The organism is Neobacillus cucumis (assembly GCF_002860255.1).
Lineage (GTDB): Bacteria > Bacillota > Bacilli > Bacillales > Cytobacillaceae > Neobacillus > Neobacillus cucumis_A.
In genome coordinates this window covers 16,987-33,631 of record NZ_PGVE01000079.1, presented here as the reverse complement: position 1 = coordinate 33,631, position 16,645 = coordinate 16,987, and the positions used below count along the sequence as shown (strand labels likewise).

Below are 16,645 nucleotides of genomic sequence, written 5' to 3'. Positions count from 1 at the left end.
GCGCTGGAGCTGGACAATTCTTAAAGTCGAAATTTTTATGCTTCCTTATCTCATGAAAAAGAACCGGCCAGAGACCGGTTCTCATGATACTTTAAAATTCTCCTTCAAAAGGGGTAAAAGGAATGTGGAGGCGGTTTTCGATCGCTCTTACTCGTTGATTTACTCGTTGAAGACGTCTTTGTAGTTGAGCTACATCCCGCTGAAGCTGATTAATTTCTCTGGCTTGACGCTCATTTTGCCTTTCGAGTTGATTTACTCTTCGTTCAAGTTGCTGTGGCTGACGATTAGGATCGTAGGGGTCATTAGTTGTATAGGGATTAACTGATTCGCTCGGTGCATAGGATGGATATTGATCTACTGGAACATAGGTATGATACTCAATGGGCATTTGTGGAATTTGATAATAATCGTAGGGATTCATTTAGGCATCTCTCCTTATCTGGTAATCCTTATAACTTATGTTACTGGGTGCTAGGGGTAACGGCGAATGCCTATATAAAGGATAAATGACGTAGAAAAATCGTCCCTTTTCGTACTTAATTAATCCTTAATTAATATTATAAAAAACTTATATTTTTCCTTAAATTGGAAGTTGTTCAGGCAGATATATTTAGAAGTTTTCTAGTTTTAGATTCGTTAAGAGGGTAGAAATATTTCCTGTTTTCTCTGAAATGTAACGCTTACAATACTAATGTTATAGGATACATACTTCTATTTATATTATTGAATTTAGTTTATTAACGTATTAATATAGTAAGAAAATAAAATATTGAATAAAAAAACGAAACAAGTTATAATCACTTATAGTCAAAAAATTATTAATCTTATAATAAATAATTTTTATAAAAAAATAATTAGGAGGTAAAAACATGAAGAAATTTAAATTAGTTACAACCTTAATGGTGGTTGGATTGCTGCTCCTGCTATCAGCTTGCGGAACTAGTAAAACAGGGGGCAGCGAGAAGAAAACTTTAAGAGTTGTGACTGATGCCGCTTATGCACCGTTTGAATATCAGCAAAAAGGGAAAATTGTTGGTTTTGATGTGGATTTTGTTAACGCAGTCGCAAAGGAAGCAGGTTACAATGTAAATATTGAACATGTTGGCTGGGACCCAATCTTTGTTGAGATTGAAAAGAAAACAGCCGATTTCGCTGTATCGGCGATTACGATTACACCGGAACGCCAAGAATCTTATGACTTTACAGTTCCATACTTCTTATCAAGAAATGAAATCCTTGTTCCAAAAGGAAGCACAATTAAGAGTGCGAAGGATTTAGAAGGTAAAAAGATCGCTGTTCAGAATGGTACAACTGGTCAGGAAGTAGTAGAAAAACTATTTGGCAAAAACAATCCAAATCTTAAAAAGTTTGAAAATAACAATCTAGCTATCCTTGAGTTAAAAAATGGCGGAGTTGACGCGGTAGTTGCAGATAACTCAGTTGTTGAAACGTATGTTAAAAATAATCCAAAAGATAATTTTGAATTCATTGAAGACGATGGTGCTTTTGAAAATGAATTTTATGGTCTATTGCTGCCAAAAGGAAGTAAGTTGAAGGGTGACTTAGACAAGGCAGTGAAGGCAGTAATTGACAATGGAACATATGCAAAAATCTATAAAAAGTGGTTTGGTGTGGAACCAGATACACAAACATTAAAAGATAAGCAATAGTACTCTAGTGAAATTGCGTAACTTCTATCTAATAGGCAGTTACGCAATTTTTGGTTACTAAGCTAATAGGAATCACACATAATAGGCGGGGGGATCGTAATGGATTTTAGGTGGGATATAATTGTAGAATATGCTCCCTTACTACTAAAGGGAACACTACTAACGATTGGTCTTTCAATTGTTAGTATAGTAATAGGTACCATTCTAGGTTTATTTATCGGATTAGGAAAAATGATGAAAAAAACACTCTATTCCATGCCGTTTAGATGGTATATAAACTTTTTTCGCGGTACACCATTAATGGTGCAAATCCTTTTAATACATTTTGCCGTTGTACCAGCTTTTCTTACAACAACAAATGCAATCGTAGCTGCAATCGTAGCTCTTTCTTTAAACTCAGCCGCTTATGTGGCGGAAATCTTTCGTGCTGGGATTCAATCCATTGATAAGGGGCAAATGGAGGCCGCTCGTTCACTTGGGATGACACATGTACAAGCTATGCGGTATGTTATTTTGCCTCAAGCCTTTAAACGAATGATTCCACCGCTAGGCAATGAATTTATCGTACTCATTAAAGATTCTTCTCTAGCTGCGTTAGTTGCGGCCCCGGAGTTAATGTACTGGGGGCGTGCTATGCAGGGTGAATATATGCGCCCATGGGAGCCGTATCTATCAGCAGCAGCCATTTATCTTGTATTAACTTTAACTTTAAACTTCCTGTTAGGTAAACTTGAAAGGAGGTTTGCAACAGAATGATCGAGGTAAAGAATTTAAAAAAATCATTTGGAACAAATGAAGTCCTAAAGGACATTAATGTAACGGTTAAACCACAAGAGGTGGTAGTGGTTATTGGTCCTTCCGGATCTGGTAAGTCAACATTCCTTCGATGCATCAATATGCTTGAAACCATTACAGGCGGACGGATTCTGATTGAAGGGGTTGATATTACCGATAAAAAAACGGATATTAACAAAATTAGGACAGAAGTGGGCATGGTGTTCCAACAATTTAACCTTTTCCCTCATAAAAAGGTCATTGAAAATATCATGCTTGCGCCGATGAAGGTAAGGAAAATTTCCGCTGAAAAGGCAAGAGCAAAAGGGCTGGAGCTCTTAAGAAAAGTAGGTCTTGAGGATAAAGCGGAAGCATACCCAGATTCTTTATCAGGCGGACAGAAGCAGCGGGTGGCGATTGCCAGGGCGCTCGCGATGGAACCGAAAATCATGTTATTTGATGAACCAACCTCAGCGCTTGATCCAGAAATGGTGGGAGAGGTTTTAGAAGTAATGAAGGAGCTTGCCAAAGAAGGGATGACGATGGTAGTCGTTACCCATGAGATGGGCTTTGCTAAAGAAGTAGGTGACCGGGTGATTTTTATGGACGGCGGCCTGGTTGTGGAAGAAAAGGCTCCAAGTGAGTTGTTTGATAACCCTCAAGAGGAACGGACAAAGGCGTTTTTGAGTAAGGTATTATAGTTTAGATGGGGCCCTTTTAAAGGCCCTATTTTAATTTGGGTATATATCTAGGATGCTTGAGAAGACCCACTTTTCGGTGGGACGGTGGAATTGTTAACATATTTAATTTTTTTAATAAAACAGATTTTCAGGCCTCAAAATTAAACACTTCCGTAATCTTATCTGCTTTTACTCGGTTTTGGCACAACTTAAACAGCTGTGTGAGGAATTCTTCCACATCTGATGGTGAAGAAGGAAGTTTTATATGTACAGTAGTAGACCCAAACATTTGCTTAAAATAGGCCTTTCTTTGATCGTTTTTTCCATCTCGTTTAAACGGTTTATAGGCCCAGACAAAATGTGCTCCTTCTTCAAGTTCTTCTATTTTCCGAATCTCTGCACATGTTGTGGATTTATTTTGCGCATAAATGACTAAATAATAGTTATCATTCCGATGCCAGTCAATGAATAAAAAATAATAGCCAGTATCACTGTCCGGGCGGACTACCTCATATGCAGCCAATGTTTTCTTTCCATTTGTCCATTGGTGGAATTTTGGCAGCATTCCGTCCACAGTTTGGAGCTTCTGAATCTCATATCCTCTTGGATTCGAATGTTCTATTTGTTCTGTTAAAAAAATAGCCTGCTTCTGTTCCAAATCTATTATCCCCTTTTGTTATTTGACTCCATTATACGTTGCCCTTCGTATTAGAAGGAAGATGTAAATTTTTTAACGTTTGTCTTCAAAATGAAACACAACTGACATCATTTTAAAAAATTCCTCTGTTAGAATCGATATAATTGGGACTTATATTCCATACATACGTCGAATAGTATATGGAATAATTACGACTCTTTTCCATATGAATGACATAGAGTGCTTGCAATTGGAGGGAAGGAAATGACACTAGAAGAACAGTTAAAACAAAAGACGTATTATAAAATGTTCATCAATGAGCATGAAAATATGCATCCGATTCGCGTTCTTGGCGAAGCGTTTCAGGAAGAGGCAAGCAAGGATCTCCCCAACCTATCAGCAATACGCTTTGCCCAAGGGGAAGTGTATTTTCACCATAAAGATTTTGAAACAGCCATCTTCAAATGGGAAAACATAACCGATGAACTGGTGCCATGGGCGAAGAAAAATACAGCTGATGCCTATTATGAACTCGGTTTACTATCGACGGCAGAGGATATTTACACCGCAATCTCAACCGATGATGCTACATTAAATACAGAAGTAGCTTTACAGTTATTTTCTCTATATATTGAGCGCGGCAAGACGGACGCAGCAATTGCCACAATTAAAAGAACGATTGCGGCAAACCCGGAATATCCTAATGTTACTGAAATCGCCCGAACATTTTTTGAAGAGCAGCAAGATTGGAATCATGCAGTGGAGTTAGCCGTTTCTGAGGCAAAGCGCTCGGAGGATTTAAAATGGTTTGAGGTTCTAACCAAGTATGTAGACAATGGTGTGACCAAAAACCATGCACCTAGTTATTTTACAGAAGCTTTAATCTTATTATTTAATTTAGAACAGAAAAAGTTTGAGCAGCTTGTATCATCATTGTGGAAAAGTTATGAACACAAAGAGTCATATTTTACTTGGATACGTGAAATTAATCACCTGTTATTACAACTAGAACTTGAGAGAGAAGATAATTGGCACGAGCTATCAAGACTTCATAAAAATGCTTATTTTAATTTAATTGAAGGCAGATATTTTATTAAAATGCTTCAAGAATTTATCCCAGACTTGTTAACTAATTGGCTTCGATTAGCAGATGAGCGAAATGTGGTGTTAGCTTCTGCTGCCGTGCTGTCCTGGAACGAGCTGTTTCCAACAAGTATGAGTCAAATCATTGTTTCGGAGGCGGAAAAGCTAATTAGTATTACGGAGACAGACATTGATGAACTTGAAGAAAGCTTATCACTATTTGATACGATTATTGATTGGGCACAGGCACATGATATGGGTGAGAATAATCGTTTTAAATGGCTAGTCGATCAATTAGTGGATTTTGATAGACAACATCTATTAATTACTGGATTAACTGGAAGTGGTAAATCAACTTTTGTAAATACAGTTCTTGGTGAAGACCTTCAGGATAGCCCAACTTCCTCAATGGTTATGTTTTCAGCGGGAGAAGAAGAAGAAATATCGGAAATTACGGATCAAGAGGTATCAATATTAAATGGATTTCCTGAGTTTCAGGAGCGGATGGACCGACGTCGCCATGCGTTGGAATCCATTATAGAATTTAGGCTGCCAAACGGATTTTTGCAGGAAAATAAAGTAGCCTTTATTGATACTCCTGGATTAAAAGGGAGCCATAACGACCGCTATGAAGTGTTGAAGAACTTGCAGGTAGCCGACGCTGTTCTTTATGTACTTGATGGGAACTCTCCATTTACAGATAAAGAGCGAGGAGTATTAGCGCAAATTCAAGAATTAGCTCCTGATATTCCGGTACATTTTCTGTTAAGTAAAATGGATGCCATTGCCGGAGAGCAGGAAGCTGTTAGAATATATGAAGAGACCAAGTCCAGTATCCATTCAATTTATCCGGATTCCACTGTTTTCGCCTTTTCATCACAATACGATCGCGCTCAGCAGTTGAAGGACATAAAAGAGTTTATTCATTCAATAAAGATTAATCGAAACCTTGAGGATAAACGTCTTGCGAAACTGTTGTATTTCATCCGTACCACTATTGCAAGTCTTCTGCAAAAGCGGATTGATGTGGAAGATCAATTGGTTGAATCCATCCGCTGGAATGAAGAAATGTACACGAAGTTAAATGGAGCTGTAAACCAGCTAAAGGATACGGAAGTTCAAAAAACAAGAGCAATTACAAAATCCTACCGGGCGATTAGGGAAGCTATTCAAAAAGAGATTGCTCAGGAAGTTCCAGCTATGTTAAAAGAATGCTCTGCACTAATCAAGGAAGAGAGCAACTTTAGTACTATTCATATGGAACTGAACGATGAAATGAATGGCAAATTACAAAATTATTTAGAACAAACAGTTATGCCTAAGTTCTATCGTTCTCTACAGGAGTGGATAGCCTCTAGCAAAGAGGAGTTTGACCAGGCACAAGAGTTTTTAACCGAGATGGGGGAAGGTTTTAATCAAATGTACGGGGAAGAGCATCTCGCGCTTGTTTGTGACTTCAAGGTGCTTGAAGATTGGCTTCGTGACACCGACCGTATGACTAGCAGATTTCAGCTTGAAACCGTCAATATCCTTCTCCGCCGGACACCGTCGCAATTTATATTAAAGAGCGCAGGGAAACTGTTTGGAGCCATATCGCAAAATAAAACAATGCTTTATAACAAGTACAAAGCTTTTGTAGAGAATGAGGATTATGCTGAAACGGTTGCCGAAGTATGTAAGCAATTTTTCCAGCCATTTGAGTTGTTTGAAAAATCTCTAGAGCGCGATGTAACCCTATTCTTCAAGAATCCATTAAACGTTCTAACGGCAGCCGTTGGAGAGGCTAAATTAGGAATTGAATCAAACCAAGACCTACTTAATAAGATGAATACCAATCCGGAGATGTTCCGTGACCCGTTGACACTATTTGGTGTCAGACTGCGACAGTTCGAATGGATGACTGTGGCGGGTAAAGGAATACAAACTGTATATTAATATTTGTTAATCTAAAAAACATTCCGGTCTTAAACCCCGGAATGTTTTTTAGTATTTTACTTAATTAATATCCTTTTTGATAATTAACTAGATTAATGTCTGGCGTTTTTCCTGCTAAATACGCTTTTAAATTAGGAATGAAGATGTTTTCAATGACCCGTTTATTATAGTACTCGGTTGCCCCTGAGGTGTGCGGAGTGATAATGACGTTGTCCATTTCCCATAATGGACTGTCTGTACTTAATGGCTCGGTTTCAAATACATCCAGGCCGGCACCGGCAATTATGCCATCTTGTAATGCCGCTAACAGTTCTTCTTCCACCACAATTTCTCCACGGCCGATATTAATAAAAAAGGAAGAAGGCTTCATTTGTTTAAACTGATCAGCTCCAAACAGCCGGTGCGTTTCTTTTGTAAGTGGCAATGTCACCACTACATAATCACATTTTGGGAGCAGCTGATTTAATTGGTCAGGAGTATACATTTCATCGATAAATTCAGCAGGTTTTCCCGAGTGTCTAACCCCCATCACGGTCATGCCAAATGCTTTGGCAATCTTAGCTGTTTCTTTACCGATTTCACCGACGCCAATGATTCCAACGGTTTTTTCATGCATTTCGAGGCTAATGTGACCATGGTGCCACGTCTTCGTTTGTTGATTTTTTACATAGGTATGGATTTTTCTTGTAAGTCCTAGCATTAAGGCAAAAATAGTTTCTGAGATTGGATAGGCATGTACACCATTTGCACTTGTTAAAATGGTGTTTTTTGTATTAAATTTATCTAAGGGCAATGAATCAACTCCGGCACTCCAGGTTTGCAGCCATTTTAGTTTAGACCCCTCCCCAAGACAATCATCTTCTAAACTAGCTTTCCAGCCAGCAATAATTTCAGCATCTTTGGCATGCTCCTGCCAGACAGCTGGCTCCTTGCTAACAATGACATCCCATTCAGGGGCGCTGTTTTTAATTTCTTCTATGTACTCCGGTTTTAAGTTTTGTGTAATGACTATTTTCCGTTTGCTCATCTAACTCCCACCCTATAGTTGATATAGAATAATCATATCGTATATAAACTGAAAAATTAATCTTTTCTTTGTTTGTTGTCTATAATCATAGTTTTTAAATTAAATACGGAATGGAGGTGATTCTGTTTAATATAAATGGAGAGAATTTTAGGACACAAGACATAATACTTTTAACTTATGAATATGAAGTTTATGTAAGGAGGTTATTGTTTATGAAAATTCAATCATCAAAAGCTATTGTAACAGGAGGAGCCTCTGGGCTAGGCGAGGCTACTGTACGCCAAATCATTGGATTGGGTGGAAAAGCTGTTATCCTCGATCAGTCAGATGAAAAAGGGGGCAGCCTTCAAAACGAATTAGGAGAAGCGGCTTTATTTTTAAAAGCCGACGTGACCAAGGAGGAAGAGATACTAGAGGCAGTCAATCAAGCAGCAGATTTTCTGGGTGAAATCAACACGGTGGTTAACTGTGCTGGAATTGGGATTGCTGACAAAGTGCTTGGAAAAAAAGGGGTACATAATCTTTCCCTATTTTCTAAAGTAATCCAGGTGAATTTAATCGGCACCTTTAATGTAATTCGCTTGGCAGCTGAGAAAATGGCAAATAATGAGGTAAATGAACTAAATGAGCGCGGTGTCATAATCAACACAGCTTCTGTAGCTGCGTTTGACGGGCAAATCGGCCAAGCCGCCTATAGCGCTTCAAAAGGAGGAATTGTCGGCATGACTTTGCCAATTGCAAGGGAGTTAGCTCGATATGGCATTCGTGTAATGACCATTGCACCGGGACTATTCCACACACCGATGTTTGATACACTGCCGGAAGAAGCGAGAACTTCACTTGGGAAAATGGTGCCGTTTCCTCCGAGACTAGGTTATCCGAGTGAATACGCACAGCTTGTTCAAAGTATCCTCGAAAATCCGATGCTAAACGGTGAAACGATAAGGCTTGATGGAGCTATTAGGATGCAGCCTAAATAAAAAAAAGAAAAGGGCAAATTTATCTATCACCATACCTACAAACCATACGATAAAAAGCTACGCGATAAAATGTAAAAATATTCAAAATAATCATACCTTTTTTTGTTACAATGGAAGTATGGAAATCCCACAAGAAATGTCCCTTTTCAAGTATTAATTAATTTAGTAAGCGTTTACAATCTCTGAAAGAGAGGTTAATAGAATGAAACATCCATATTTAAATGAAGATCACGAAATTTTTCGTCAGTCACTAAGAAAGTTTTTAGAAAAAGAAGCATATCCCTTCTATGAACAGTGGGAAGAAACTCGTATGATCCCTCGTTCCTTTTGGAAAAGGATGGGCGAACAGGGTTTTCTTTGTCCAGATATTGACGAAAAATATGGTGGTAGTGAGGTCGACTGGGGATTTGCCGTCATTATCAATGAAGAGCTTGAACGAGTTGGATCTGGATTAGTAGGGATCGGGCTTCATAATGATATTGTCGTGCCCTATATAACCTCTTACGGAACGGAGGAACAAAAACAGCGCTGGCTGCCGAAGTGTGTGACTGGTGATATCATCACAGCGATCGCCATGACTGAGCCGGGCACAGGTTCAGATCTAGCGAACATTAAAACCACAGCAAAACTGGACGGCGGCCATTATATTGTCAACGGCCAAAAAACATTCATCACAAATGGGATTCAATCTGACCTTATCATTGTAGCCGTTAAAACGGATCCACAAGCAGTTCCAAAGCATAAAGGTGTGAGCCTTCTAGTAATTGAACGGGACACTGCGGGTTTCTCTCGAGGAAGAAAGCTGAATAAAGTAGGACTGCATTCCCAAGACACTGCAGAATTAATTTTTGAGGACTGCCGTGTGCCAAAGGATAACTTGCTCGGGGAGGAAGGCAAAGGCTTTTTATATTTAATGGAAAAACTTCAACAAGAACGTCTCCTTGTCGCCATTGGGGCACAAACAGCAGCGGAAGTGATGCTCAAGATGACGATAGATTATGTGAAAAGCAGGGAAGCTTTTGCAAGGCCGATAAGCCAGTTTCAAAATACCCAGTTTAAAATTGTCGAAATGGCAACAGATATTGAGATGGGCAGAGCCTTTTTAGACCAGTTAATCGCAGAACATATTGAAGGGAAAAACGTAGTAACGAAGGTGTCGATGGCCAAATGGAAACTGACAGACATAGCTAAGCGTGTCGCTTCCGAATCTATGCAGCTCCACGGCGGCTATGGTTATATGGAAGAATACCAGATTGCGAGGCGATTCCGCGATATCCAAGTATCAAGTATTTATGCTGGAACTAACGAAATCATGAAAACGATCATTGCTAAAAATATAGGGTTGTAGGAGGATATGAAGATGCGTGAAGTGGTTATTGTCGAAGGTGTGCGTACACCGGTTGGAAGAAAAAATGGGGTGTTAAAGGATATTAGGCCGGACGATTTGGCAGGGTTAACCTTAAAAGAGCTTATGAACAGGGCCGGCATTGACCCAGCAATGATTGATGACGTTATTTTAGGGTGCGTCACACAATCGGGGGAGCAAGCTGGTGATATCGCACGGGTAGCTGCATTAATAGCCGGTTTCCCAATTGAGGTGCCAGGAACAACCATTGACCGTCAATGCGGATCCAGTCAGCAGGCTGTACATTTTGCAGCACAGGCAATACTCTCCGGTGACATGGATGTGGTTATTGCTGGAGGAGTTGAAAGCATGTCCCGTGTACCTATGGGGTCTAACTATAAAGGCGCAGAAGAGCCCTTTAGCCCGGCATTGAGGTCAAGGTATGAAATGATCCATCAAGGGCTTTCTGCTGAGCGGATTGCTGAAAAATATGGATTTAGCCGGGATGAACTTGACCGCTTTGCATTGGAAAGCCATCAAAAAGCTTTAAAGGCACAGGAAGAGGGATATTTTTCAAGGGAAATTTTTCCGATTAATGTACCATTACCAGACGGAACTACTACCGTTATAAAAGATGATTCGGGTCCAAGAAAAGGGACTTCCCTTCAAGCTTTGTCCGGGCTCCGGCCTTCATTTAAAGAAGATGGAGTCATTCATGCCGGGAACTCCAGTCAGATTAGTGACGGTGCTGCAGCAGTGCTGCTTATGTCGCGTGAAAAAGCCGACGGACTAGGTTTAAAACCGCGCTTCCGGGTCCACACACGTGTAGTCGTTGGATCTGATCCAACCTTGATGCTGACAGGGCCAATTCCAGCAACACAAAAGGCCTTAGAAAAATCAGGTCTTTGCATTGATGATATTGATATATTTGAGGTTAATGAAGCTTTTGCACCAGTAGCACTTGCGTGGTTAAAAGAGACTGGTGCCGATCCAGCAAAGCTAAATCCAAACGGGGGAGCGATAGCCTTAGGACATCCACTAGGCGCGAGCGGTGCACGTTTAATGGTTACTATGATGCACGAGCTTGAACGGACAGGTGGGCGATACGGATTACAAACCATGTGTGAAGGGCATGGAATGGCGAATGCGACTATTATTGAACGATTGTTATAACGTTTAAAATCCTAATTTAAAGATAAAACGAAAAAATCGCTGAAAACCTTACAAAATCGCTGATTAACCAAATTCCGGCTAAAATTATAGGGCAGTCCCGGCTGCCCTTAATTCAAATTAATTGGAGGCGGCCTAATGAGTACAACGATTGGTAAGATCTTTGATTTAACAGTGAAAAAATTCCCGAACAAACCGGCAATCTACGATGTAAGAAAAAATATCCGGTACACCTATCAAGAGTGGTGTGAACGGGTCAATAGGCTTGCTAATGCCCTTTTAAAAGAGGGGGTTAAAAAAGGAGATCGAGTATCCACCTTCATGTTTAATACTGAAGAATTAGGAACAGCTCTGTTTGCCTGCGCTAAAATTGGGGCTGTATTTAATCCGATTAACTTTCGTTTAACATCTGAAGAGGTTGCCTTTATTTTTTCAGATGCTGCGCCAAAGGTTGTTATTTTTGAAAAGGCATTAGAGCCTGTCATTACGGCAATCGAGGGCCGCTTCAATCAAACGTCCTTCTGGTTTATCGATGCAGACAAGCCAGATTATGCTTCATCATTTCAAGAAAAGGTTACGGAAGTATCACCACAGGACATTAATATAGAGGTAGTTGAAACAGACATTTATGCATTTATCTATACCAGTGGAACCACTGGAAGGCCGAAAGGTGTTATGCATACCCATCGAAATATGGTCGATCAAAGTGTACTTTGTATAGCTGCCGAAAAGCTTGAAGCAAATGATGTCGGTCTTGTCACTGCCCCAATGTTCCATTGTGCAGAACTCCATTGTGCGTTTATTCCACGTGTACATGTCGGCGCTAGTAATGTCATCCTGCATCAATTCAATTCAAAGACCATCCTTCAACTGTTTGAACAAGAAAAGATCACCAAATTATTTGCCGCCCCAACGATGTGGAATATGCTCCTGCAAGAAGATTTAAGCCAATATGACCTCTCTAGTTTGAAGCTTGGGTTATATGGTGCTGCACCTATGGCACCATCCCTTGTTCATGCGCTTCATGACCGCTTGGGTATTTCCCTGATTCAGGCATACGGGATGACGGAAATGGGACCTGCGATTACTTTCCTGTCTGAGAAAGATCAACTTCGAAAAGCAGGCTCTGCCGGACAAGCGGCCCTAAGTCATGATATTCGAATCGCGCGGACCAGGGAAGATGGACCATCTGATCCGGATGATCTGGTCCCAACAGGAGAAACGGGTGAAATTATTGTGCAGGGGCCATGTATGATGATTGGTTATTATAATCGTGAAGATGCGACAGAAAAGGTGATGTATAAAGGCTGGTATCATTCTGGAGATATCGGCTACCTGGACGCGGAAGGATATCTTTATGTCAATGACCGTGTCGATGACATGATCATTAGCGGCGGTGAAAATATTTATCCGAGAGAGGTAGAGGACATTTTACATGGACATAAGGGAGTCCTAGACGTCGCAGTCGTTGGTCAGCCAGATGACCGCTGGGGGGAGACGGTAACTGCATTCGTTGTTAAAAAGAATCCTGCCATAACAGCAGAGGAGTTGGATGAGTATTGCAAAAATAGTGATATGCTCGCCAATTATAAACGTCCTCGACAATATGTGTTTTGTGAGTTACTCCCACGGAATGCAAGTGGTAAAATTCAAAAGTTTGTGTTGAGAAAACAATTAGAGGAGCTTCTTACCCCGGATTCCAGCAATTGAGAGGTGTTTTATCAATGTTAAAAGGAATAAAGGTTATCGATTTTACAAACTATCTTCCAGGACCATTTGCGACACTGAGACTAGCGGAATTAGGGGCGGAAATCATTAAGGTAGAGGCGCCCGAAGGAGACCCAGCCAGAAATACAGGGGTATTAAAAGGAGATACCGGTCTTGTCTTTCTCGCTAATAATAGACAAAAAAGGAGTATTACTCTGAACTTGAAAGAGAAAGAGGACGTGGAAACAGCAGTCAACCTTATTGCCCATGCCGATGTTTTGATAGAAAGTTTTAGACCTGGAGTCATGGAGAAACTCGGCTTAGGGTATGAAACGGTCAAACTGGTAAAGCCAGATATTATTTATTGCTCTATCTCTGGCTACGGTCAAACGGGGCCGTTAAGTAAAATTGGAAACCATGACATTAATTATATGGCTCTAAGTGGAGTCCTCGCTCAGCTCAAAGATCAACAAGGCAGACCTATTCATCCGTCCATTACGCTTGCAGATTATTTTGGCGGATTTGCTGCCAATGAACGGATTTTGGCCGGTCTCGTCCAAAAACTAATGACCGGCCAAGGAAGTTATCATTCGATTTCGATTACTGACCAGCTCGTATCCCTGCTTGGAAATCACGTATTGATTGAAAAAGAAACAGGGGAAGGAGCAGGTATTAATGTTTTAAACGGAAGTATTATTTCGTATGCCATTTATGAAACGAAAGATCAGCGTTTTATGAGTTTAGGGGCTTTGGAACCAAAGTTTTGGAAGAATTTTTGCTTAGCCCACGGTCGTGAAGAATGGTTAGATGCTCACTTTTCCAAAACAGATATCTCTAATAGTCTCTTCCTGGCGGTCACGGACCTTTTTAAAAGTAAGACCTTCTATGAATGGATTGAGTTTTCCCAGACTGTGGATTGCTGTATGGCACCTGTTTTAGAGGTCGGGGAGTTAAGTGAGAATTCTTATTTTAAAGAAAAAGAACTGATCTTTGCATCGTCCTGGGGAGATTATCAGGTTAAGATGCACAGCGACTTGAAACTCCCATTGATTGCACCTCCTCCTAAAAAAGGTGAGCACCAAGCGGAGATTTTAAATAGTATATGGATATAAAAGTAAGGCTGTCGGTTAATATCGACAGCCTTACTTTTATGGCTATAGATAAGCATACTCTCGGATGAGCAGGAATTACTCTCGGATGAGCTGATTTTACTCTCGCATAGAAGAGAATACTCTCGGATGTGCTGATTTTACTCTCGCATAGAAGAGAATACTCTCGGATAAGATGATATTACTCTCGCAAAATGGTTTATCTTTCGGTTTATTAAATTAATAAAGCGGTATTTCCTTCAAAGCAGTATAATATAGTCAGTCACAAAATTTGAAATACTAGAAAGGAGATAACAGTTTGTTTGAACAAGCACTTTCTCTACTAAAAACCCATTTTGGTTACAGCTCCTTCCGAAACGGGCAGGAACAAGCAATCCGATCTGTATTATCAGGTGAAAATACCATCTGTGTCATGCCGACGGGCGGCGGTAAATCCATTTGTTATCAAATCCCGGCCCTCGTCCTTCCTGGTACCACGATCGTTATTTCCCCATTAATCTCCTTAATGAAGGATCAAGTAGATACCCTCAATCAAGTAGGAATTCCAGCTGCATTTATTAATAGTTCGTTGAGTTTTTCAGAAGCAACTAGAAAAATCAACGAAGCAAAATCAGGGAAATACAAGCTATTGTACATAGCACCTGAAAGACTAGAATCCTATGATTTTATTGAGGACCTAAGACAGATGGATATACCTTTAGTGGCGGTGGATGAGGCACACTGTATTTCACAATGGGGACATGATTTCCGTCCAAGCTATCGTCATATCCAACAGATGGCCAACAACCTTCCGCAAAAACCATTGGTACTCGCCCTGACTGCCACCGCGACGCCAAGAGTTCGTGAGGATATTTGTCATTCCCTTCAAATCGATCAGGCGAATAGTATCATTACAGGATTTGAACGGGTAAACTTATCATTTTCAGTTATTAAAGGACAGGACCGTTTAAAGTTTCTCCTTGATTATCTTAAGAAGAATCAGAGAGAAGCAGGGATTATTTATGCCGCTACTAGAAAAAATGTTGATCAGCTTTATGAAAGACTCCGTAAGGAACAAATCAATGTGGCACGGTATCATGCCGGGATGGGGGATGCTGACCGTGCGAGAGAACAGGAACGATTTTTAGAAGATAAAGCGTCTGTGATGGTCGCCACCTCTGCGTTTGGAATGGGGATTGATAAATCAAATATCCGTTTTGTGGTTCATTTTCAAATGCCGAAAAATATGGAAAGCTACTATCAAGAAGCAGGCCGTGCTGGCCGGGATGGCTTAGATAGTGAATGTATTTTGCTTTATTCATCGCAGGATGTCCAAGTGCAGCGGTTCCTCATCGATCAATCAAGTGACCGAAGCAGGATGACCCAGGAGCTTGAGAAGCTACAGCTTATGGCGGATTATTGCCATACCGAAAACTGTCTGCAAGAATTTATTTTAAAATATTTTGGCGAAACAGAAACCGAGAGTTGTGGGAGATGCGGAAACTGCCTAGATTCAAGAACACGAATCGATGTAACGAAAGAGGCACAAATGGTGATGTCCTGTGTCATTCGAATGGGGCAGAGGTTTGGAAAAAATCTAACCGCGCAAGTACTGACAGGTTCAAAGAATAAAAAGGTTACAGAGTTAGGCTTTGATCAGCTGACTACTTATGGAATCATGAAAAATCAAGGTGCAAAAGAAGTAGGAGAATTTATTGAATTCTTAATCTCACAGGAATTAATCGCAATCGAACAGGGACAATTTCCAACGATCTTTGTTGCTCCGAAAGGAAAAGATGTTCTCTTAGGCAAGCAGCAGGTATACCGAAGAGAAGCTGTGCAGGTCAAACAAGTGTCGAAAAATGACCCATTGTTTGAAAGCTTAAGAGAAGTTCGGAAGAGCATTGCTGAAGCGGAGCAGGTGCCGCCATTTGTGATTTTTTCAGATGCATCCTTAAAAGATATGTGTGCCAAACAGCCGAAAACAAATGATGAATTTCTACAGGTGAGTGGGGTAGGAGAACATAAGCTTCAAAAATATGGTTTAGAATTTATTCAAGCTATTCGGACTTATCTCGAGGAACATCCAGAATATCAAAGTGAAGTGATACCAGCAGCTAATGCATCGAAAAAGACAGCCAAAAAGGCAGTTCGTGACTCACATTTAGAGACTTATTCACTGTACAAAGAGAATCTTTCACTAAATGAGATCGCAAAAAAACGGGAGTTATCTCTCCAAACAGTAGAGGAGCATATGATTCAATGTGCACAACAGGGGATGGAGGTTAACTTTGCCGAACTTATTCCGGCTGAATACCTGCCATTACTTGAACAGGCTGTAACCGAAGCAGGGAGGAGCCGTTTAAAACCGATGAAGGAACTGCTTCCTGATGAGGTAAGTTATTTCATGATTAAAGCCTATCTTTATTTTTTTAGTAAAGATAATTAGTAATAAAGGCTGGCAAAGCAAAAACTCTCTTGCTTGCCAGCCTATAATATTCATAAATGTTGTCGATAACCAGTAGATTTTGTTGGTATTTCCCGGGAAA

At 40.4% G+C, this 16,645-nt stretch carries 13 protein-coding genes; 10 read left to right on the top strand and 3 right to left on the bottom strand.

Features of this window, described 5'->3' with window-relative positions; translation table 11 throughout:
• Positions 1–91 precede the first annotated feature (91 nt).
• Positions 92–421 (bottom strand): PspA/IM30 family protein, encoded by a 330-nt coding sequence (locus CVD27_RS21275; protein WP_101650268.1) that lies wholly within the window; start codon positions 419–421, stop codon positions 92–94.
• 448 nt (positions 422–869) lie between these two features.
• Between CVD27_RS21275 and CVD27_RS21270 the strand changes: the two genes are divergently transcribed.
• The 3 genes from CVD27_RS21270 (at position 870) to CVD27_RS21260 (ending at position 3,145) form a co-directional block, all read left to right on the top strand.
• Positions 870–1,670 carry a basic amino acid ABC transporter substrate-binding protein gene (locus CVD27_RS21270; protein ID WP_101650266.1) on the top strand — a complete coding sequence of 267 codons (801 nt, stop codon included), beginning with the start codon at positions 870–872 and terminating at the stop codon, positions 1,668–1,670.
• A 99-nt stretch (positions 1,671–1,769) separates the two neighbouring features.
• A complete protein-coding gene (locus CVD27_RS21265) occupies positions 1,770–2,426 on the top strand; it encodes an amino acid ABC transporter permease (RefSeq protein WP_101650264.1) in 657 nt (218 codons plus the stop codon).
• Positions 2,423–3,145, top strand: coding sequence for an amino acid ABC transporter ATP-binding protein (locus tag CVD27_RS21260; RefSeq protein WP_101650262.1), 723 nt, complete (start codon positions 2,423–2,425; stop codon positions 3,143–3,145). The genes CVD27_RS21265 and CVD27_RS21260 overlap by 4 nt, the downstream gene beginning before the upstream one ends.
• A gap of 127 nt (positions 3,146–3,272) precedes the next feature.
• Here CVD27_RS21260 and CVD27_RS21255 read toward each other — a convergent pair whose 3' ends face one another.
• Complete coding sequence (locus tag CVD27_RS21255) at positions 3,273–3,782, bottom strand: hypothetical protein (RefSeq protein ID WP_101650260.1); 510 nt, start codon at positions 3,780–3,782, stop codon at positions 3,273–3,275.
• Between the two features lie 243 nt (positions 3,783–4,025).
• On the opposite strand from CVD27_RS21255, the gene CVD27_RS21250 reads away from it, so the two are divergent.
• Entirely contained in the window at positions 4,026–6,779 is a 2,754-nt protein-coding gene (locus tag CVD27_RS21250; protein WP_101650258.1) for a dynamin family protein, read from the top strand.
• Positions 6,780–6,843: 64 nt separating this feature from the next.
• On the opposite strand, the gene CVD27_RS21245 is transcribed toward CVD27_RS21250, so the two are convergent.
• Positions 6,844–7,806 (bottom strand): D-2-hydroxyacid dehydrogenase, encoded by a 963-nt coding sequence (locus CVD27_RS21245; protein ID WP_101650256.1) that lies wholly within the window; start codon positions 7,804–7,806, stop codon positions 6,844–6,846.
• A gap of 212 nt (positions 7,807–8,018) precedes the next feature.
• Here CVD27_RS21245 and CVD27_RS21240 point away from each other — a divergent pair, with 212 nt between their 5' ends.
• The 6 genes from CVD27_RS21240 (at position 8,019) to recQ (ending at position 16,545) form a co-directional block, all read left to right on the top strand.
• The gene (locus CVD27_RS21240) at positions 8,019–8,786 is read left to right on the top strand and encodes a 3-hydroxyacyl-CoA dehydrogenase (RefSeq protein WP_101650254.1); all 768 of its coding nucleotides are present in this window, start codon (positions 8,019–8,021) and stop codon (positions 8,784–8,786) included.
• Between the two features lie 202 nt (positions 8,787–8,988).
• On the top strand, positions 8,989–10,134 hold the full coding sequence (locus tag CVD27_RS21235; protein WP_101650250.1) for an acyl-CoA dehydrogenase family protein: 1,146 nt from the start codon (positions 8,989–8,991) through the stop codon (positions 10,132–10,134).
• A 12-nt stretch (positions 10,135–10,146) separates the two neighbouring features.
• Positions 10,147–11,304, top strand: coding sequence for a thiolase family protein (locus CVD27_RS21230; protein WP_101650248.1), 1,158 nt, complete (start codon positions 10,147–10,149; stop codon positions 11,302–11,304).
• Between the two features lie 135 nt (positions 11,305–11,439).
• Positions 11,440–13,011 (top strand): fatty acid--CoA ligase, encoded by a 1,572-nt coding sequence (locus CVD27_RS21225; protein WP_101650246.1) that lies wholly within the window; start codon positions 11,440–11,442, stop codon positions 13,009–13,011.
• Positions 13,012–13,025: 14 nt separating this feature from the next.
• Positions 13,026–14,120: a CaiB/BaiF CoA transferase family protein gene (locus tag CVD27_RS21220; protein WP_101650245.1), complete on the top strand. Its 1,095-nt coding sequence runs from the start codon at positions 13,026–13,028 to the stop codon at positions 14,118–14,120.
• Between the two features lie 295 nt (positions 14,121–14,415).
• Positions 14,416–16,545 (top strand): DNA helicase RecQ, encoded by a 2,130-nt coding sequence (gene recQ / locus CVD27_RS21215; protein ID WP_101650243.1) that lies wholly within the window; start codon positions 14,416–14,418, stop codon positions 16,543–16,545.
• Positions 16,546–16,645 lie beyond the last annotated feature (100 nt).